Source organism: Nitratireductor sp. ATLC21 (genome assembly GCF_057196525.1).
This window is the reverse complement of the sequence record NZ_JBXUOU010000002.1, coordinates 1,318,678-1,338,011: the sequence shown is the minus strand read 5'-3', so window position 1 is coordinate 1,338,011 and position 19,334 is coordinate 1,318,678. Positions and strand designations below refer to the sequence as shown.

Here is a 19,334-nt window from a genome sequence, read left to right as displayed (position 1 = left end):
CGATATGACTCATTCCGATCCGCATCTGCGCGGCGCCGACCCCCGTGTGGCCGGGGGCCGCTTTACGGTCGACCTCGATGCGCTCGCGGCCAATTACAGGTTCCTGGCGGAACAATCGACACCGGCAGAGGCTGGCGCCGTCGTGAAGGCGGACGCCTATGGGCTCGGAACGGGTCCGGTGGTCGAAGCTTTGGTCGCCGAAGGGTGCCGAAAGTTCTTCGTCGCCCTCCCCGAAGAAGGACTTGCTGTTCGTGCATCGGCTCCAGAAGCCGACATTTATGTCTTCAATGGTCTGTTCAGTCCTGAGGCAGCCTCTTTCTACCGTGAAGGACGGCTTCTGCCGGTTTTGAACTCCCAATCGGATTTGGCAATCTGGGAGGCGCATGGCTGGGATGATGGGGAAACACCGCGCCCCTGTGCTCTGCACCTCGAGACAGGAATGAACCGGCTCGGACTTTCCGCCGAACGAGCGAATGTTCTGGCACAGGAAAACGCCCTGACCGGCGCACTGACGCCACGCCTGATCATCAGTCACCTGGCCTGCGCAGATTCGCCCGATCACCCGATGAACCGGCAACAACTCGAATCATTTCAGGCACTTTGCGCACTTTTTCCAGATGCTGAATCAAGTTTGGCAAACTCCGCAGGGATATTTTTGGGCGGCGAGTTTCTTTGCGACGTGACACGGCCCGGTGTCGCTCTCTATGGCAGCAATCCTGTGAGCGGTACCACCAACCCGATGCGGTCTGTAGCAAGCGTGCATGCCCGTATCGCACAATTGCGTCATGTGCCGGTCGGAGGGACAGTCAGCTATGGCGCCACGCCGCTCAGCCGCGACACGCGCATTGCGGTGACCGCCACCGGTTATGCGGACGGCTATCATCGGTCAGGCTCTGGAGCTGGTGTGCCCTTGCGTTTCGCTGTGCCGGAAGGCGCCCACGGCTTCGTAGGAGGGAGACGCGTGCCCGTCCTCGGGCGTGTCACCATGGATATCACACTGTTTGATGTCACGGATCTCGGGCCGGATGCCTTGCAAGTGGGCGATTTCATTGAGCTCATGGGTCCCAATGTTCCGGTGGACGAACTTGCTTCCGCGTGCGGCACGATCTCGTATGAGCTTCTGACGTCTCTGGGGCATCGGTTCGAGCGCCACTATCTAGGTGGTGGAGGTCCCGTCTGATGGCCCGCGCACGCGTTCAGTTCATCTGCCAGAACTGCGGTACGGTGCACGCGCGCTGGGCAGGCAAGTGCGATGGTTGCGGCGCCTGGAACACGCTCATCGAGGAAGGCACCTCTAGTGGAATTGGCTCTGGCCCACAGGCGGCCTCGCGCAAAGCGCGCAAGGGACGCGCGGTGGCGCTGACCACGCTTTCCGGCGAGATCGAGGATGCGCCGCGAATCACGACGGGGATCGGTGAGCTCGACCGCGTCACGGGTGGAGGATTTGTTCGCGGTTCCGCGCTCCTCGTGGGAGGAGACCCCGGCATTGGCAAGTCCACCCTTCTGACGCAGGCGGCGGCTGCCCTTGCCGCGCGTGGGCACCGCATCGTCTATGTATCAGGCGAAGAGGCGGTCGCCCAGATCCGCCTGCGAGCCCAGCGTCTTGACGTGGCACAACAGCCGGTGGAACTGGCCGCAGAGACCAATGTCGAGGACATTCTGGCCACGATCGAGGACGGCAAGCGGCCCGATCTCGTCATCCTGGATTCCATACAGACGCTTTGGACCGATTTGGCCGATTCTGCGCCCGGCACGGTGACACAGGTGCGCGCGTCGGCGCAGGCCATGATCCGCTACGCAAAATCAACAGGCGCAGCCGTGGTTCTGGTAGGGCACGTAACAAAGGAAGGCCAGATCGCAGGCCCACGCGTGGTTGAACACATGGTCGATGGCGTTCTCTATTTCGAAGGTGAAGGCGGCCATCACTATCGCATTCTGCGCACGGTCAAAAACCGCTTTGGCCCAACCGACGAGATCGGCGTGTTCGAAATGGGCGACAAGGGGCTGCGCGAAGTGTCCAACCCCTCGGAGCTATTTCTGGGGGAGCGAAGCGCCGCTGCGCCGGGCGCTGCCGTATTTGCCGGCATGGAGGGGACAAGGCCGGTTCTTGTGGAAATCCAGGCGCTTGTCGCGCCCTCCCCGCTCGGCACACCGCGCCGCGCCGTGGTCGGATGGGATTCTGCCAGACTTTCCATGGTCTTGGCCGTTCTTGAGGCGCATTGCAGGGTGCGTTTCGCGACCCATGATGTGTATCTGAATGTGGCGGGCGGCTACCGGATTTCAGAGCCTGCGGCGGATCTTGCGGTTGCAGCGGCTCTGGTATCCTCGCTCACCGGGCTTGCCCTGCCCGCCGATTGCGTCTATTTCGGCGAAATCAGCCTTTCGGGCGCTGTCAGACCCGTTGCACATGCAGCGAGCCGTCTCAAGGAAGCCGAGAAGCTCGGTTTTGCTCAAGCGGTCATGCCGCCGGGTAATGAAGACGGATCGGGCGCGATAGCATCGCGGTCCGCACGCCCTGAAGCGCTGGCCGAACTTGTGGCTCGGATTGCGGGCTCCAAGGCGGAGTAGCTGGGGCGGCCTGGCGGGGCGGTTTGAACAGATCGATTGGCGGCACAGTGGCCCGAAAGACGAAGACAATGACCTTGCGGGGGCATCCTATCTGCCAAAGGAGTAGGGGTGACAATGCCAATCACGTTGCTTGACGGAATTCTTGTCGGCTTCACGCTCGTTTCGGCCATGTTGGCCATGGTGCGTGGTTTTTCACGCGAAGTGTTGTCGATCGCATCATGGGCTGCAGCCGCCGTGGCAGCCTATTATTTTCATTCTCTGGTTCTTCCCTACGTCACGCCCTATATCAGCAACGATATGTTGGCTCTGGCGGTAGCTGCAGCGGTCGTGTTCCTCATTGCACTGATCGTGGTGACGATCATCACGATGAAGATCGCGGATTTCATCATCGATTCGCGCATCGGCGCGCTCGACCGCACGCTCGGCTTCCTCTACGGTGCCGCACGCGGTATTCTGGTGGTGGCTGTTGCGTTGCTGTTTCTCAACTGGCTGATGGGTGCGAACCCGCCCAGCTGGGTAGCGGAAGCCAAGTCCCGCCCGCTGTTGGATGGCGTGGGCCAATGGATCCAAGGAATGCTTCCGGATGATCCGGACAATTCGGTTTTCGACCGCCTGACCGATGGGGTATCCGGCGAGGGCGAAACCGCAAACTGACGGTCACGGGCCGTCTGTGTCACAATGAAAGGGCGGCCAGAAATGGCACTGGAAGACAATTTGCCTCTCGCAGGCGAAGCGGACGACCATTTTCATGATGAATGCGGCGTCTTTGGTATATTCGGGCGCAGTGACGCGGCGGCGATCGTAACGCTTGGCCTGCACGCCCTGCAGCACCGCGGACAGGAAGCAGCCGGCATCGTTTCTTTTGATGGTTCTCAGTTCCATGTCGAGCGCCATATCGGCCTGATCGGCGACACGTTTACCAAACAATCGGTCCTTGACCGCCTGAACGGAAGCCGCGCCATCGGCCATACGCGCTACGCCACCACCGGCGGCTCGGGCCTGCGGAACGTTCAGCCCTTCTTTGCCGAATTGTCGGATGGTGGTCTTGCGATCGCCCACAATGGCAACATCACCAACGCAATGACTGTTCAGCGCAAGCTGCAAAAGGAAGGGGCGATTTTCTCGTCCACCTCCGACACCGAGACCGTTCTGCACCTGGTCGCCACCAGCAAGGAGCGCGACACCAACACGCGGTTCATCGAGGCGGTGCGGCAAATTGAGGGCGCGTTTTCGATTGTTGCGCTAACCTCAAAGAAGATGATCGGCTGCCGCGACCCGCTGGGCATCCGCCCGCTGGTTCTGGGCGATCTCGACGGCGCTTACATCCTGGCCTCAGAGACCTGCGCGCTCGACATTATCGGCGCACGTTTCGTGCGGGATTTGAAGCCGGGCGAGATGGTGGTCGTGACCGAAAAGGGCATCGAAAGCTTCTTCCCCTTCGAGTCAAAGGAGAAACCGCGCTTCTGCATCTTCGAGTACGTTTATTTCGCGCGCCCCGATTCTCTTGTCGAAGGACGCAACGTCTACGAGGTGCGCAAGGAAATCGGTGCCGAGCTTGCGCGCGAGATGCCGGTAGAAGCCGATATTGTCGTTCCGGTTCCCGACTCAGGCACGCCTGCCGCCATTGGCTATGCGCAAGCAGCCGGCCTCCCCTTCGAACTTGGCATCATCCGCAATCACTATGTGGGGCGCACCTTCATTCAGCCGACCGATTCCATCCGTCACATGGGTGTGAAGCTGAAGCACAACGCTAATCGCCGGTGCATCGAAGGCAAGCGGGTCGTGCTGGTGGATGATTCCATCGTGCGCGGAACCACGAGCCAGAAAATCGTGCAGATGGTGCGCGATGCGGGCGCAGCCGAAGTGCATATGCGCATCGCCTCCCCGCCCACGCGTTCGCCCTGCTTCTACGGGGTGGATACGCCGGAAGCCACAAAACTTCTGGCATCGCGCATGTCGATCGAGGAAATGGCGGAGTTCATTCGTGTCGATTCGCTCGCCTTCCTGACGATTGACGGGCTCTACCGCGCCGTTGGCGAGGCGGCTCGCAATTCAGAGCAGCCGCAATATTGCGACGCCTGCTTCACCAAGGACTACCCGACGCGGTTGACCGATCACGAGAGCACAGACAATGTGCGCACGCTTTCCCTTCTCGCAGCAGGCGGTCAATGACAGACAAAAAACCAGACCTGAAAGGCCGGCTGGCTCTTGTCACCGGCGCATCCCGCGGCATCGGCTATTTTCTTGCAAAGGAACTTGCAGCCTGTGGCGCGCATGTCATTGCCGTGGCGCGTACCGTTGGCGGTCTTGAAGAACTCGACGATGAAATCAAGGCTGCAGGCGGCGAAGCCACACTTGTTCCGCTTGACCTGACCGACATGGCCGGTATCGACCGTATTGGCGGCGCCATCCATGAGCGTTGGGGCAAACTGGATATCCTGGTCGCCAACGCCAGCATTCTCGGTGTGATCGCGCCGCTGGGCCATGTCGAGGCCAAGGTCTTCGAGAAAGTCATGAACATCAACGTGACCGGCACATGGCGTTTGATCAGATCGGTGGATCCGCTGCTGCGTGCTTCAGACGCGGGGCGCGCGATCGTGATGTCGTCGGGAGCGGCACATTCCGCGCGCGCATTCTGGGGTCCCTATGCGGCCTCCAAGGCCGCCGTGGAGGCAATGGCGCGCTCCTGGGCCGATGAAACAAAAAACATGCCGCTGCGGGTCAATTCGGTAAACCCGGGTGCAACGCGAACGGCCATGCGCGCTCAAGCCATGCCAGGCGAGGACCCCGAGACATTGCCGCACCCCTCTGAAGTGGCCGCTAAAATCCTGCCGCTTGCGAGCCCTGCATTGACGGAAACGGGACTCATCTTCGATGTGAGGAAAAGCCGTTTCACCCGCTACCAGATGCCTCAATGAAGCGAATGCAGGCGCGGTTTCAAACCAGACTTCACGATTGACCTGCGGAACGCTTTCGTTACCTTTCCACGCGGCAGCGGACGAAGAGGCCGCGCCGCGAGGGGCTGCGGAAAGATCTGCGTCTTGGACGCAACTGTCCGAAGATTGAGAATGATGCCGGGCTGCACCCAAGGGCAGAGGACCGGCGATTGGGAGATGCGGCATGATACTGATCATCGAATTCGTGCTGCTTGTCCTGGCGGTGTGGGCCGTCATGGCAGGCATCGTCCAGTATCGGCGCGGTGTCAGCTTTCATCAGGCGGCCTTGCATGCGCCTTTGAAACTTCTGTTTCGCATAAGCGATCGTGAGATCGATGCGGCGCGAAAGGCCGACACACCGGTCATCTATGCCGTGTGGCATCAGTCCAGCCTCGACCCTGCAACGATGCTTGCGCTGTTGCCGGACGACACACTGCATATTCTGGACGAAGCATCGGCGAAGTCACCCTTCCTCGAACCCTGGCGTGCGCTCGCGCGTACAATCGCCTTCAACGCGCATCATGTCTTTGTCAGCCGCAGGCTCGTACGCCGCCTCAAAGGCAATGGACGGCTTGCCGTCTACATGCCGGACGAGACGGAACCGGACACCAAGACGTTTCGCCTGTTTCGTGCCGTCGCGCGCATTGCGCTCAAGGCAGAGGCACATGTGGTTCCTGTCTATATGGAACGGCGCGGGCTCGTGCCCGCGCGCCACGTGCGCACCCTGCCCCCGATGACAATCGAGGCCCTGATTGCACGCTCCGGCCGCGAAGACATGCGCGCTTCCGAAGCCTTGTTTGGCCGGATGATCGAGGTGCGCGGCGCCTCGGATTCGACGAGTGAGGCCTGATCCTACAGGATTATATCTGCTCTTCGCCGGCTTCTTCTGCCGCCTTTTTGTCTTCCAGTTCCGCGCGGCGGGCATAGGCCCGCATGCTGAAGACAAGGAAGACCAGATAGCCGAGGGCTGAGACTGTAAGCGTCATCCAGGTGAAGCTGGTGAGAAGAAGTACGTAGAGCGCCAATCCCAGAATCAGTGGAAGAACATATTCGCGCGGGACACGGCTCCCGGAGCTCTTTCCCGAATAGACTGGCAAGCGGCTGACCAACAAAAAGCCGATCAGAACAGTATAGGCTGAAGCGGCAAAGGCCATGGTGGTATCCGGCGCAATGCCCAAAAAGCCCAGGTAAACCGGCAGGAGCACAAGCGCCGCTCCGGCTGGAGCGGGAACTCCAACAAAATAATCCGTGTGCCAAGCAGGCCGATCGGGATCCTCAAGCATCACATTGAACCGGGCAAGCCGCAGACAACAGGCAATAGCAAACAGCAGTGCTGCAATCCAGCCGAGTGCGCCAGCCCTGTCCAGAACGTAGGCGTAAAGGACAAGCGCCGGCGCGACGCCGAAATTCACGATATCGGCGAGTGAATCCATTTGCGCGCCAAATTTCGATGAGGCCTTGAGCATGCGCGCCACACGCCCGTCCACCGCGTCCAGAAAAGCCGCGATCAGAACCATGACCACTGCTGTTTCGACGCGGTGCTCAAAGGCCAGTCGTATACCGGAAAGCCCAGCGCAAATTGCCAGAACGGTTATGACGTTCGGCACCAGCATGCGCAACGGAATTTCACTAAGTTTCGGCCCGCCCCCGCCATGCGGCTCGAATGGTGGAAAGGGGCCTGCCATCAGGAAACCCTGACGATGGGCTGTTTCAGATCAGCTCCGAAAGCCGCGATAACGGTCTCTCCTCCCACTGCGGTCTGTCCGACCGCCACACGGGGGACTGCACCGTGCGGTAGGTAAACGTCGACGCGGGATCCGAAACGGATAAGGCCGAAGCGCTCTCCTACGGTGATCTGGCCGGGCGCCTCCGCCCAGCAAACAATACGCCTCGCCACGAGGCCGGCGATCTGCACAACAGGAACCGGGCCGTGCGGACTTTCGATCACAAGGCCATTGCGCTCGTTCTCGCTGCTCGCCTTGTCGAGTTCGGCGTTGAGAAACCGGCCCGGTCGATGCTCGATCAGGGAAATGCGGCCCCGCACTGGCGCGCGGTTGATGTGGCAAGAGAAGACATTCATGAAAACGGAGATACGGGTCATCTCCCCCTCGCCCATCCCGAGCTCGGGCGGCGGGACTGCAGGGCCTACGAAGGACACCACCCCATCGGCCGGTGCGATCACCAAATTGTCGTCGACGGGGGTCACCCGCTCAGGGTCGCGGTAGAAATAGACGCACCAGGCAGTGAGTATCAGACCGATCCAGAACAACGGCCCCCAGATCAACCCCAGGACAATGGTTGCGCCGGCGAAAGCCGCAATAAAGGGATACCCTTCGCGGTGGATCGGCACCAGCGTGTTGCGGATCGTGTCAATCAGGCTCATCGGCGGCCACTTTCAAACTGAATGAATGTGCCGCCTTGGTAACGGAATCCGGGTTCTCCCGCAACGCATCAACCGGCCTGACGGCGCGTTTCCAACATCTGTGTGCGTTTGCGCTGCGTTTCAGAATGCAGTGCAGATGTCATCAATATGCCGGTTGCCGGCGGACCACCACGCCCATTTCATCCGTCTCTCGCGCCTTGCGCAGACGCTCCTCGGCTTCGGTGGCTTCACGCTGCCTGTTCCACATTTCGGCATACAGGCCGCCTGCCGCGAGAAGGTCGCCATGGCGACCCCGTTCGGCGATTTCTCCGCCTTTCAACACAATGATCTCATCTGCATTGATCACCGTCGAAAGCCGGTGCGCAATCACCAATGTGGTGCGGCCACGGCTGACCGTGTCAAGCGCGGTCTGTATTTCCTGCTCCGTATGCGTATCCAAGGCTGACGTGGCTTCGTCGAGCAAGAGGATGGGCGGTGCCTTGAGGATCGTGCGGGCAATGGCGACACGCTGCTTTTCACCGCCAGAAAGCTTCAGCCCGCGCTCACCGACCATCGTGTCATAACCCTCCGGCAAACTCTCGATGAAGGAACCGATCTGCGCCAACTCGGCTGCCTTGCGCACCTCTTCATCGGTGGCGTCAGGCCTGCCGTAACGAATATTGTAGGCTATGGTGTCGTTGAAGAGCACCGTATCCTGCGGAACCATCCCGATAGCCGCACGCAGGCTCTCCTGCGTCACGTCCTTCACATTCTGTCCATCGATCGTGATCTCGCCGCTCTGGGCATCGTAGAAGCGGAAAAGAAGGCGTGAGATGGTGGATTTCCCTGCCCCCGAAGGGCCAACAACCGCGACAGTCCTCCCGGCCGGAATTTCGAAGCTTATGCCTTTGAGGATGGGCCGTTCAGGATCATAGGAAAAGCGCACATTCGCGAAGCGTACGTCGCCCTTCTCAACCGCAAGCGTCTTTGCATCGGGCTTGTCGGTGACCTCGGCCTGAACATCGAGAAGATCGAACATCTGCTCGATGTCGGTCAGACCCTGGCGGATTTCACGGTAGACAAAACCAATGAAATTCAGCGGAATGGAAAGCTGCATCAGCATGGCGTTGATGAAGACGAAATCACCCACCGTCTGCGTGCCGCGCATCACTTCGTAGGCAGACAGTCCCATGGCGGCTGTCATTCCAAGGCCCAGAATGACGCCCTGGCCGAAATTGAGCCAGCCCAGAGATGTCCAGGTGCGGGTGGCTGCGTCCTCGTAGCGCGCCATCGACCGGTCGAAACGCCGGGCTTCCATGGCTTCATTGTTGAAGTACTTCACCGTTTCAAAATTGAGCAGGGAATCGATCGCCTTCGTGTTGGCGTCGGTGTCGGAGTCGTTCATCTGCCGACGAATTCCGATACGCCAGTCACTCGCTCGGATCGTGAACCAGGTGTAGAGCCAGACCGTAACGGCAATGATCGCAACGTAGACCCAGCCATAGGCGAATGCGAAAATGCCTGCAGCGAGAACGAATTCGAGAACCGTGGGAATCGAGTTCAGAATCGTGAACCGGACGATCGTGTCGATACCCTTGGTGCCGCGCTCGATGATGCGTGACAGCCCGCCCGTGCGCCGCTCGAGATGAAAGCGAAGCGACAACTGATGCATGTGAACGAAGGTGCGGTGAGCAAGCTGGCGTACGGCATGCTGCCCCACACTTGCAAAGAGCGCATCGCGCAATTGGTTGAAACCAAGTTGAACGACACGCACGACATTGTAGGCCACGACCAACATGATCGGCCCGGCCAGAATGGCGGGCAGAAAGCCGGGTGCCTCACCTTCCCCGGAAAGTGCATTTGTGGCCCATTTGTAGAAATAGGGCACAAAAACCAGAATGACCTTGGCAAGCACCAGGAAAAACGCGGCTATAACGACACGCCGTTTCAAATCCGCCCGATGAGACGGCCACATATAGGGCCAGAGATTGCGCAGGGTCTGGAAGGTCGAGCCCTCAGCGGATACGGTTTTACTGCTCATTCGCTTCGGCCTCGTGGTTTGATTCTCTGCTTTTCTTGGCATCGATACAGGTCTGCGTGAGACGAGCCAGGGATCCGGTCAGGCTCTGAAGAGCTTCTGTATCAACCTCGTAGCGCGAACTCTGGCGCTCTGGACGCACATGCACGAGACCTGCATCCACGAGCACTTTCAGATGCTGGGATACCGTGGACTGGGCGAGATGAAGATGCTTTACCACATCCTTGCAGCAGCACGCGTGATAGCCGGAAAGATGCTTGAGTATCTCTATGCGCGCGGGGTGAGACAGCGCATTCAACCCCTTCGTCATGGTGTGATGCGCGCAGCACGTATCCGGCATTGCTCGCCGCATGGCCTGGCCCTTTCATCGTTTATCGGCGATATACGATGAAAGGGCCAGGACTTTCAAGACCTGCGAGAATTTTGTTGCCGGCTAGTTTGAGCTTTCCGGTTTGACCGCCTGATCTTCGATGGCATCCATATCGGCGGCTTCCCCTTCCTCTGTGCTCTCTGGAACGGCGAAAACCTGGCCCGGCCAGATGCGGTCGGGGTCTTCGATCTGATCCTGATTGGCAAGATAGAGCGTGGTGTATCGAATGCCACGACCATAGACCCGCCGGGAAATATGCCAGAGCGTATCGCCGCGCCGGATAATCACGGAACCATCGGCCGGAGCAAGCTTTGGTGCCGTCGTCTCGTCGGGGCCGGAAGCAGCAGCGTCGGGCGCTGCCGTCTGTTCCTCACCGATCTTGGGTGCCTCGGTCGATGGAGAAGAAGTGTCCTTTTCATCGGAGACATCGTTGCGCACCTGGGAACCGGAATTCGCAGCAGCGACCGCCGCCACCTGCTCACCCTCTGCCCGCGTGAAGGGCACGGCTGCGCGCGCAATGACGGTGCGGCCGTCATCTGACAGCATGTCGGCACGCACAATATAGTCACCTGTCGGGAGTTCACGGGTGGCTTCGATCAGAAAGCGTCCGTTGGGTGTGGTGACCGTTTCTCCCAGAAGAATCTGGTTCACGTAAATACGGATTGTGCTGCCGGGCTGAGCAGCACCGGCAACGAAAACCTGGCGTCCGTCAATCTCGACCGCTTCGATGAAGGGGGTTTGAGGGCTCGCCGCTGGCGGTGATGTTTGTTCTGCTGCCGGCGCAGTCTCTTCCGTCGGCGGGTTCATGGCCTGGACGTTGGCTGGCGCCGGTTCGCCCTGTGGCGTTTCTTCCGGGAGCGCTTTTTCCTGGTCTGCTGGTGTGGCTTCGGCCGCCTCTTTCACTTCCAGCTGCGCCCTGTCCTCTTCGGTGGTCTTGGCTTCAGGCACCGTGATCAGGCGGCTCGGCGCACCTGGCTGATCGACAAGGGCAAGCACCTGCCCGGATTCACTATCGGGCACTGTGACGATTGCTGTTTCGACGGATGTGGCGGCGAGATTTTCAGGTGTCGTCGCCCGCAAAACGATTTGGTAGTCGCCCGGCGCGAGGGGCTCTTCAAGCACAGCTGCGAAATCACCCGAAGGACCGCTTGTCGTGGTTCCAAGAACCGTCGCGCCATTAATGATCTCCACCCGGGCGTTGGGCGCTGCCTTGCCGGCGATAACCATCGATCCGTTCGGTTCGACTCGCACAATGTCGAAGGTTGGCGGTTCAATCTCCTGTGCAGACTTCAGGGTGTCAGACGCCCTGTTTTCCGCCTTGTCATCGTCCGCACTTTCCAGGCGCGCTTCCTTTGTGCCGGCGCCTGTGCCCGCGGCATCCTGCTTGGCGGATTTTGAAGATGCATCCGGCTCAGGAGACGGCGCCGATGACAAACCTGCCTGTTGCGGCACCTGGGTCTCGAAAGCGCCCATAACATACGCTGCCCCGAGACCCGCCACGACAGCGCCGGAGAGAAAAAGAAGCCCCTTTAAAGGTGTCAAGCCCATAAACCCACGATAGTCCCTTTGTGAAAGGCTGTAACGCTTTTTCGCGTTAGCGACAAGAAAAAGCCATCGCCCTCTTGACCGCGATGGTGGCCCGGATGAGCAATGATTGCATGAGCAAAATTGAGTCGGTTTGCGTTTATTGCGGTTCAAGCAATGGGCGCCATGAACGGTATTTTCAGGCGGGGCTTGCGCTGGGACGCGATTTGGCGAAGGCGCGCCTTCGACTTGTCTATGGTGCGGGAACCAAGGGCATCATGGGCGCCGTTGCCCGAGGCACCATGGACGCCGGAGGAAAGGTAACCGGCATTATTCCCAAATTCCTCATCCGCCGTGAAGCCAACGAGGTCGATCTGGCGGAGTTGGATGAACTGATCGTCACCGACGACATGCACCAGCGCAAGCACACCATGTTCGAGCGCTCAGACGCGTTTGTCGCCCTGCCGGGCGGCATCGGGACGTTGGAAGAAATTGTCGAGATCATGACCTGGGCCCAGCTTGCCCGACACGACAAGCCCATGGTCTTTGCCAATATAGGCGGGTTCTGGAATCCCCTCCTGACACTGATCGATCATATGAAACAGGAAGGTTTTGTGCATTCCGACCACCGTGTCCGTCCCATTGTGGTGGATGAGGCTCGGGACATCGTTCCTGCTATTCTCCAAGCAGCTGAACAGCGCGCTTCCACCAATGGTGAGGACCAGGCGGTCATCGACCGGCTTTAATTCTCCACAGCTTTCCTGCAGCTGCGAGGGATTGTCATCGCCCCGTTACGCAAGTGCCGTGTCACTGTAACACTGGGCTGCTTGGCTCTCATGGCGCGGTGTAGGGCTTGTGCATCCCAATTCAACTGCCGGGCCAGATTGTTTTTTATGTTCCCGGTTCCGCTTGCTCCGCGCAGCCGTCCCTGACCCGTCGATGTCCGCCGCACCCCTTCCAGACATCACGGGCTTTTCTTGCCGCCCCTCATTCAGCTTTTGGGGCGGCTATTTTTTTGCCCGGCGCGCATCCCTCAGCATCGACCAGCTGTAGAGGGCAAGGGCTGCCCAGATGAGAGCGAACGCCACCGCCTTGACGCCTCCGAAAGGCTCCTTGAAGACAAACACAGCGATCAGGAAGATCATGGTCGGCGCGGTATACTGCATGATGCCGATCGTTGAATAGCGCAGCAATTTGGCACCCATGGCGAACAGGATAAGCGGAATGGCCGTAACCGGACCGCAACCGATCAGCAGCGCGATGTCGCCCGGGTTTGACAGTGTAAAGTGCGCCCCACCCTTTGCACCCAGCCACAAGAGATAACCAAGGCCTGGAAGCGCAAGGATCAAGACTTCAAGAAAAAAACCCTGGCTCGGACCAATCGGCAGGGTTTTGCGCAAAATGCCATACGCGGCAAAGCTGAACGCCAGACTGAGGGACACCCAGGGCAGCCCGCCCGCATCCGTGGTCAGGATCAAAACGGCGAGGCCGGCAAGGCAAACCGCCGCAATCTGGTACCGGTTCAGCCGCTCACCAAGAAAAAGCGCCGCCATGGCGATGCTGACCAGCGGGTTGATGTAATAGCCGAGCGCAGTTTCGACGGCGCGGTCCACGGAAATTGCCCAGACGTAAATACCCCAATTGACGGAGATAATCGCCGCCGTCAGCGCCGCCATCAGCAATGTTCGTGGTGAGCGAAGCGCCTGACGGATATCGGCCGTGCGTCCCAGAAGATAAAGGATGATGGCCGCCACCGGCAGGGACCAGAGAACACGGTGAGCCACAACCTCCGTGGCGGGGATATGGGACACGAGTTTCATATAAAGAGGCAGAAAGCCCCACAGCCCATAGGCGGACAATGCGAAGAAAAATCCGCGCATGGCATCGTTTCGGTCCGCATCAAGCGGCTTCTCTGCAATCTCGGACATGAGCTTTCCACGAGAGCCCGACCGGGGGCGACAGGCGTTCTCACATCCTGTCACACCGCTCTGGATCGGCGCCATTTCATTTTATTGGTCCAGCGATCAGCGCACCTCAATCAGGCAGCGCTCTCCTCTACCTTCGCCAAAGTATCGCGGTTTTTCACCAGCTTGTAGACGATGGAATCCATCAATGCCTGGAACGACGCATCAATGATGTTGTCGGAGACACCGACCGTCCACCAGCGTGCGCCCGTGCCGTCGAAAGACTCGATCAGAACGCGGGTAATCGCCTCGGTGCCCCCATTCAAAATGCGCACCTTGTAGTCGGCCAGCGCCAGATCAGAAATTTCGGCCTGATATTTGCCAAGGTCCTTGCGTAGAGCGATATCCAATGCGTTGACGGGACCATGGCCTTCAGCCACCGACATCAGCGTCTCACCATCCACCGTCACCCGGACGACGGCCTCCGATACGGTTTTCAGTTCGCCATTGGCATCGAAGCGACGCTCCACCATGCACCGAAAACCGTCGACCTTGAAGAACTCCGGCACGCGGCCGAGGGTTCGGCGCGCCAAGAGCTCAAAGCTCGCATCCGCGCCTTCATAGGCATAGCCTTGAGCCTCACGCTCCTTTACGAGCGCTATGAGCGTATCGAGACGCGGATCGGCCTTGTCTACAGCAATGCCCCGGCGCTTGAGCTCTGCGATGAAATTCGACTTCCCGCCCTGGTCAGAGACCATGACGCGGCGCGTATTGCCCACGCTTTCCGGGGGCACATGTTCATAGGTTTCAGGCTCCTTGAGCACAGCAGAAGCGTGGATACCGGCCTTGGTGGCGAAGGCCGATGCGCCGACATAGGGCGCCTGCTGCTCCGGCGCGCGGTTCAGAAGCTCATCAAACCCATGAGAAAGGCGCGAAAGACCGGCCAGGTTCTCGTCGGGAATGCCGGTCGTAAAGCGTTCCGCATAGGCGGGCTTGAGCGCCAGTGTAGGCAGGATCGTCACCAGATTGGCGTTGCCGCAGCGCTCGCCAATGCCATTGAGCGTGCCCTGTATCTGGCGCACGCCTGCCTCGACGGCGGCAAGCGAATTGGCCACGGCCTGGCCCGTATCGTCATGAGCATGAATGCCCAGATGCGCGCCGGGAATGCCGGCTGCAATCACGGCACTCACGATTTCCCTGATCTCTGCCGGCTGCGTGCCGCCATTGGTGTCGCACAGCACCACCCAGCGGCTACCAGCTTTATGGGCCGCCTTTGCACAGGCCAGCGCATAGTCCGGATTGGCCTTGTAGCCATCGAAGAAATGCTCACAGTCGACCATCGTCTCCTTGCCGGCGGCAACCGACGCCTTGACCGAGGCTGTGATCGATTCCAGATTTTCCTCATTGGTGCAGCCGAGCGCGACGCGCACATGGTAGTCCCAACTCTTCGCAACAAAACAGATCGCATCGCTGGCCGACTGAAGCAGGGCCGCGAGACCGGGATCATTGGAGGCCGAGACACCGGCGCGCTTGGTCATGCCGAAGGCGACGAAGGCCGCCTTCTCGGTTCGCTTCTTCGAAAAGAAGGCCGTGTCGGTGGGGTTTGCCCCGGGATACCCGCCTTCAACATAGTCGAAGCCGAAATCATCGAGCAGCTTTGCCACGGCGATCTTGTCCTCGACGGAAAAATCGACGCCCGGTGTCTGCTGACCATCGCGCAGCGTGGTGTCAAACAGGTAGATGCGTTCTTTCTGTGCCATGGTCATACGCCTGCAAACTGGTCTGTCGCCCGGATCAATCGATCAAGAATGCCCGGTTCTGAAAAGGCGTGCCCTGCCCCCTCGATCAAGTGGAATTCGGCATCCGGCCAGGCCTTGTGCAATTGCCAGGCGTAGTGCGCCGGGCACGGCATGTCGTAGCGGCCATGAACGATGACGCCGGGAATACCAGCAAGCTTGTGGGCGTCGCGCAGAAGCTGCCCTTCCTCGAACCAGCCGCCATGGACGAAGAAATGATTTTCGATGCGCGCGAAGGCAATGGCGAAATCCTCTTCACCAAAATCCTCTGTGAGGCCCGGATCCGGCAAAAGCGTGATGGTCTCGCCCTCCCACAGGCTCCATGCCTTTGCCGCCTCGAGCTGAACCGTCCGGTCATCCGAGGTGAGGCGCTTGCGGTAAGCCGACATCATGTCACCGCGCTCCTCCTCCGGGATCGGGGCAACGAACCGCTCCCACTTTTCCGGGAACATCTGCGAGACACCGAACTGGTAATACCAATCGAGTTCGGCACGGGTGAGCGTATAGATGCCGCGCAGGATCAGTTCACTGACGTGCCCTGGGTGCGTCTCTGCATAGGCGAGCGCCAGCGTGGAGCCCCAGGAGCCGCCGAAGACCAACCACTTTTCAACACCCATCAGGGTCCGCAACCGTTCGATATCGGCCACCAGATGCCACGTGGTGTTTGCCTCCAGCTCCGCATGGGGTTTCGAGCGCCCGCAGCCGCGCTGGTCGAAGAGCATCACGTCGTATTTTTCCGGATCAAAAACGCGGCGATGCGTTGGGGAACATCCACCGCCCGGACCGCCATGAAGGAAGACGGCCGGTTTTGCGCCACGGGTGCCCACGCGCTCCCAATAGACCGTATGGCCATCGCCCACATCCAGCATACCACTGGCGAAGGGCTCGATTTCAGGATAAAGCGTGCGCAATTCAGTCATTCTCAGTGTCTTTCCGTGCGTTTTCAGGCAGCGGCCATTCGTCCGTGTCGTGATCGGGGTGCTGGTAGGAGACCAGGTCGCGCAGAAACTCCACCGCGTCCGCATCTTCCTCGGAGGTGTAACCCGGGAGGGCCGCGATGCCGTCGGTATAGGGGAGTTTCCCCTCCAAGCCCCACTGCACCACCGGCGCGATTTCCTCCGGGTGGTCGAAGGCGGCGATGGTTATCGCCTGCCCGTCGGGCGCTTCATAGGTAAGGGGCGTGCCGCATTCGGGGCAAAAACCCCGCCGCACATGGCTGGACGACTGGAAGCGCTTGGGTTCAGCGCGTGTCCAGGCGAGTTTCGCGCCACGCACCGAGACCAACGGAAGCATGATGTTGCCGCTCGCCTTCTGACACATGCGGCAATGGCAGACCGAAGCCTCGCCAAGCGCGCCCTCAATGCGGAACCGAACCGCACCGCATTGGCAGCCGCCGGAATAGACAGGTTTGTTGTCGAGGCTCATCCCCGCTCTCTCCCAGACCGACGTGTGACAGACGGCTTCGACGAACACGCTGGCGATTGGCGAAACCAGCCCCACAGTCTGGTCTCCCCTTTTGAGGAGGAGATGCCGGGCAAGACAGAGGGGGTCAACACCGCCTGCCTCACCGTTTCACCTCCCATCTGGTGCGGCGTTCGCCGCTTTCGGGGTCCTTGTAATCCATGAGCTGGACGCCCTGCGCAGCAAGTTGATCGCGGATCCGGTCAGCTTCGGCGAAGTTTTTCTCGCGCAACTGTGTGATCCTCTTCTCCACCGCTGTTTCGACGAGCCCGGCATCGATGGCGGCTTCCGACACCTTGACGGCGGACCAGTCGCTTTCCGTGCCGGCGAGCAGCCCGAGAAGACCTGCGCTCGTTTTGAGGGCCTTTTTCGCCGCGCTGCTGCCCTTTGTCGCCTCGCTGCGCAATTCATGAAGGCTGGCAATAGCAGCGGTTGTTCCAAGATCGTCGCCGAGCGCGGCTATGGTGTCGGCGCATCCGATATCACCGGCTTCGACATCGCCGACAGCCCGATACCACCCGTCGAGCACCGCCTCGGCCTCTTCGAGCTTGCGCACCGAAAAATCGATCGGCTCGCGGTAGTGCGTCATCAGCATTGCAAGACGCAAAACCTCGCCCGGCCATTTGCGGCCGCCGAATCTCTCCGTCTCCAGCAGTTCATGGATGGTGACGAAATTACCCTCGGATTTGGACATCTTTCGCCCCTCCACCTGGAGGAAGCCATTGTGCATCCAGTAATGCGCCATGACATCGCGGCCATGGGCGCAGCAGGACTGCGCGATCTCGTTTTCGTGGTGCGGGAAGATCAGGTCGAGGCCACCGCCGTGAATGTCGAACTCCTCGCCAAGATAGGCCGTGGACATGGCCGAGCACTCGATGTGCCAGCCGGGGCGGCCGCGAATGGTCGTTGCTGCGCCACGGATGGTGAAACGCGCGTCCCACCCCGGCTCATCTGCCGAGGACTGCTTCCAGAGAACGAAATCGGCCGGGTTCTTCTTGTGCGCTTCCACCGCCACACGGGCGCCTGCCTGCTGGTCTTCCAACCTCCGTTTGGAAAGCCCGCCATAGGCCGGCATGGAGGCGGTGTCGAAAAGAATTTCTCCTTTCGCTTCATAGGCATGGCCGCGATCGATGAGAGATTGAATCAGGCTGGCCATATCCGTCAGCCCGTCCGCGCGCGGGAGCACGAAATCGGTGGCACGCGGCTCGATGGTCGGCTTCAGGCAACCGAGGGCGGCAACGTCGGCATGATACTGATCGGCGGTCTTCTGCGTGACCTCGCGGATCGCCTCATTGAGCGGCAGGTCGGGATAGTCGCGGCGGGCGCGCGCATTGATCTTGTCGTCGACGTCGGTGATGTTGCGCACATAGGTGACGTGGTCCTCGCCATAGAGATGGCGCAGGAGACGGTATAGAACGTCGAAAACGATGGCCGGACGCGCATTGCCGATATGCGCATAGTCGTAGACTGTCGGACCGCACACATACATGCGGACGTTCTTCTCATCGATGGGGACGAAGTCCTCTTTGGCCCGCGTCAGCGTGTTGTAGACCCTGAGGCCCCTGAAACCGTTCGTCATCCTCGCCTTCCGTTTTCAACCCCACAGCCATGCTCAAGCCTCACGCATATTGCGGGCACGGTTTACGCCGGCCTCTGGCCTGGGCGTTTTTCTCATCGGGAAAGAAGGGCGAAAACGTCCGGACCAGCGGTGAGGCGCTAGCCGATAATGCAAATGCCAATAATGGTGCACAGCGTTTTCATGGGCTTTCTTATCGCCGCAGGCGGCAAATGCGTCAAGACTAAAAGCTGAAAGCCAAAAGGCTGGGGATCATGCCGAAACCCGGCTTCGCGCCCCGAAAGAGGTATTGCAAGCAAAATGGCAATGTGAAGGAAATGTTAAGGCTGATGCGGCAATTTTAAGAATGCGTCTTCCGACGGGGCAGTCTGTCAAGATTTTGTCGGATTTGGTCCCCATCTGCGCGGAAGGGACGACAACGCGGAACCAAGGATTAGTTATGCCCCGCGACATGAACAAGCCAGCAGAGTATACCGCCGAACAGGAAAAGCTCCTGCTAAGCCAGTATCACGCGGTTGGACCCGCAGCGATCAATGCCGCTCTGCAGTGCAAGACCGAGAAGCCGGCACCGGCACCAAAGCAATCCCCTTACGACACGCAGACCGACTGAGGTTTTGCTCCGGCCTGACCGGAGCGGGTGACCAGGGGCAGCACAGTTTCCGGACATTGCGACAGCGATGGCGGGGATGATGTGCAATGCTTTCAATGCCATCCCTGCATGACATCATGCGGATTTTTCGCTTGGTTCAGCAGCGACGGGCGTGTGATCTGTCGGTGCTATCTCGGTTTTCAGTGAGTC

The 19,334-nt window shown here is 59.8% G+C and carries 18 protein-coding genes; 8 read left to right on the top strand and 10 right to left on the bottom strand.

Annotated features, from left to right (window positions below):
- Window positions 1-4: 4 nt before the first annotated feature.
- The 6 genes from alr (at window position 5) to AC2CHD_RS13895 (ending at window position 6,354) form a co-directional block, all read left to right on the top strand.
- Window positions 5-1,180 carry an alanine racemase gene (alr, locus tag AC2CHD_RS13920; protein ID WP_484554151.1) on the top strand — a complete coding sequence of 392 codons (1,176 nt, stop codon included), beginning with the start codon at window positions 5-7 and terminating at the stop codon, window positions 1,178-1,180.
- Complete coding sequence (radA, locus tag AC2CHD_RS13915; RefSeq protein ID WP_484554150.1) at window positions 1,180-2,568, top strand: DNA repair protein RadA; 1,389 nt, start codon at window positions 1,180-1,182, stop codon at window positions 2,566-2,568. Before alr ends, radA begins: the two co-directional genes overlap by 1 nt.
- 114 nt (window positions 2,569-2,682) lie before the next feature.
- Entirely contained in the window at window positions 2,683-3,222 is a 540-nt protein-coding gene (locus tag AC2CHD_RS13910) for a CvpA family protein (protein ID WP_229447366.1), read from the top strand.
- 42 nt (window positions 3,223-3,264) lie between these two features.
- Window positions 3,265-4,740, top strand: a complete 1,476-nt coding sequence (gene purF, locus AC2CHD_RS13905; RefSeq protein ID WP_229447367.1) for an amidophosphoribosyltransferase — start codon at window positions 3,265-3,267, stop codon at window positions 4,738-4,740.
- Window positions 4,737-5,486 carry an SDR family NAD(P)-dependent oxidoreductase gene (locus tag AC2CHD_RS13900; protein ID WP_484554149.1) on the top strand — a complete coding sequence of 250 codons (750 nt, stop codon included), beginning with the start codon at window positions 4,737-4,739 and terminating at the stop codon, window positions 5,484-5,486. Before purF ends, AC2CHD_RS13900 begins: the two co-directional genes overlap by 4 nt.
- Before the next feature lie 202 nt (window positions 5,487-5,688).
- Window positions 5,689-6,354 (top strand): 1-acyl-sn-glycerol-3-phosphate acyltransferase, encoded by a 666-nt coding sequence (locus AC2CHD_RS13895; protein ID WP_484554148.1) that lies wholly within the window; start codon window positions 5,689-5,691, stop codon window positions 6,352-6,354.
- Between the two features lie 10 nt (window positions 6,355-6,364).
- Here the strand turns inward: AC2CHD_RS13895 and pssA are convergent, their stop codons facing one another.
- From pssA to AC2CHD_RS13870, 5 genes are all read right to left on the bottom strand, one after another.
- Window positions 6,365-7,189 carry a CDP-diacylglycerol--serine O-phosphatidyltransferase gene (pssA, locus tag AC2CHD_RS13890; RefSeq protein ID WP_229447370.1) on the bottom strand — a complete coding sequence of 275 codons (825 nt, stop codon included), beginning with the start codon at window positions 7,187-7,189 and terminating at the stop codon, window positions 6,365-6,367.
- Window positions 7,189-7,887: a phosphatidylserine decarboxylase gene (locus AC2CHD_RS13885; RefSeq protein ID WP_229447371.1), complete on the bottom strand. Its 699-nt coding sequence runs from the start codon at window positions 7,885-7,887 to the stop codon at window positions 7,189-7,191. The genes pssA and AC2CHD_RS13885 overlap by 1 nt, the downstream gene beginning before the upstream one ends.
- 142 nt (window positions 7,888-8,029) lie before the next feature.
- The gene (locus AC2CHD_RS13880) at window positions 8,030-9,907 is read right to left on the bottom strand and encodes an ABCB family ABC transporter ATP-binding protein/permease (protein WP_484554147.1); all 1,878 of its coding nucleotides are present in this window, start codon (window positions 9,905-9,907) and stop codon (window positions 8,030-8,032) included.
- The gene (locus AC2CHD_RS13875; protein ID WP_229447373.1) at window positions 9,897-10,214 is read right to left on the bottom strand and encodes an ArsR/SmtB family transcription factor; all 318 of its coding nucleotides are present in this window, start codon (window positions 10,212-10,214) and stop codon (window positions 9,897-9,899) included. The genes AC2CHD_RS13880 and AC2CHD_RS13875 overlap by 11 nt, the downstream gene beginning before the upstream one ends.
- Before the next feature lie 123 nt (window positions 10,215-10,337).
- On the bottom strand, window positions 10,338-11,822 hold the full coding sequence (locus AC2CHD_RS13870) for a LysM peptidoglycan-binding domain-containing protein (RefSeq protein ID WP_484554146.1): 1,485 nt from the start codon (window positions 11,820-11,822) through the stop codon (window positions 10,338-10,340).
- A gap of 110 nt (window positions 11,823-11,932) precedes the next feature.
- On the opposite strand from AC2CHD_RS13870, the gene AC2CHD_RS13865 reads away from it, so the two are divergent.
- On the top strand, window positions 11,933-12,544 hold the full coding sequence (locus tag AC2CHD_RS13865) for an LOG family protein (RefSeq protein ID WP_484554145.1): 612 nt from the start codon (window positions 11,933-11,935) through the stop codon (window positions 12,542-12,544).
- Window positions 12,545-12,805: 261 nt separating this feature from the next.
- On the opposite strand, the gene rarD is transcribed toward AC2CHD_RS13865, so the two are convergent.
- The 5 genes from rarD to cysS form a co-directional block, all read right to left on the bottom strand.
- Entirely contained in the window at window positions 12,806-13,726 is a 921-nt protein-coding gene (gene rarD, locus AC2CHD_RS13860; protein WP_484554144.1) for an EamA family transporter RarD, read from the bottom strand.
- A 110-nt stretch (window positions 13,727-13,836) separates the two neighbouring features.
- Entirely contained in the window at window positions 13,837-15,468 is a 1,632-nt protein-coding gene (gene cimA / locus AC2CHD_RS13855; protein ID WP_484554143.1) for a citramalate synthase, read from the bottom strand.
- Window positions 15,465-16,418 carry a prolyl aminopeptidase gene (gene pip, locus AC2CHD_RS13850; RefSeq protein ID WP_484554142.1) on the bottom strand — a complete coding sequence of 318 codons (954 nt, stop codon included), beginning with the start codon at window positions 16,416-16,418 and terminating at the stop codon, window positions 15,465-15,467. Before pip ends, cimA begins: the two co-directional genes overlap by 4 nt.
- The gene (locus AC2CHD_RS13845; protein WP_484554141.1) at window positions 16,411-16,923 is read right to left on the bottom strand and encodes a GFA family protein; all 513 of its coding nucleotides are present in this window, start codon (window positions 16,921-16,923) and stop codon (window positions 16,411-16,413) included. The genes pip and AC2CHD_RS13845 overlap by 8 nt, the downstream gene beginning before the upstream one ends.
- Before the next feature lie 139 nt (window positions 16,924-17,062).
- Window positions 17,063-18,538 carry a cysteine--tRNA ligase gene (gene cysS / locus AC2CHD_RS13840; RefSeq protein WP_484554140.1) on the bottom strand — a complete coding sequence of 492 codons (1,476 nt, stop codon included), beginning with the start codon at window positions 18,536-18,538 and terminating at the stop codon, window positions 17,063-17,065.
- A 448-nt stretch (window positions 18,539-18,986) separates the two neighbouring features.
- Here cysS and AC2CHD_RS13835 point away from each other — a divergent pair, with 448 nt between their 5' ends.
- On the top strand, window positions 18,987-19,145 hold the full coding sequence (locus AC2CHD_RS13835) for a hypothetical protein (protein WP_484554139.1): 159 nt from the start codon (window positions 18,987-18,989) through the stop codon (window positions 19,143-19,145).
- Window positions 19,146-19,334: the final 189 nt, after the last annotated feature.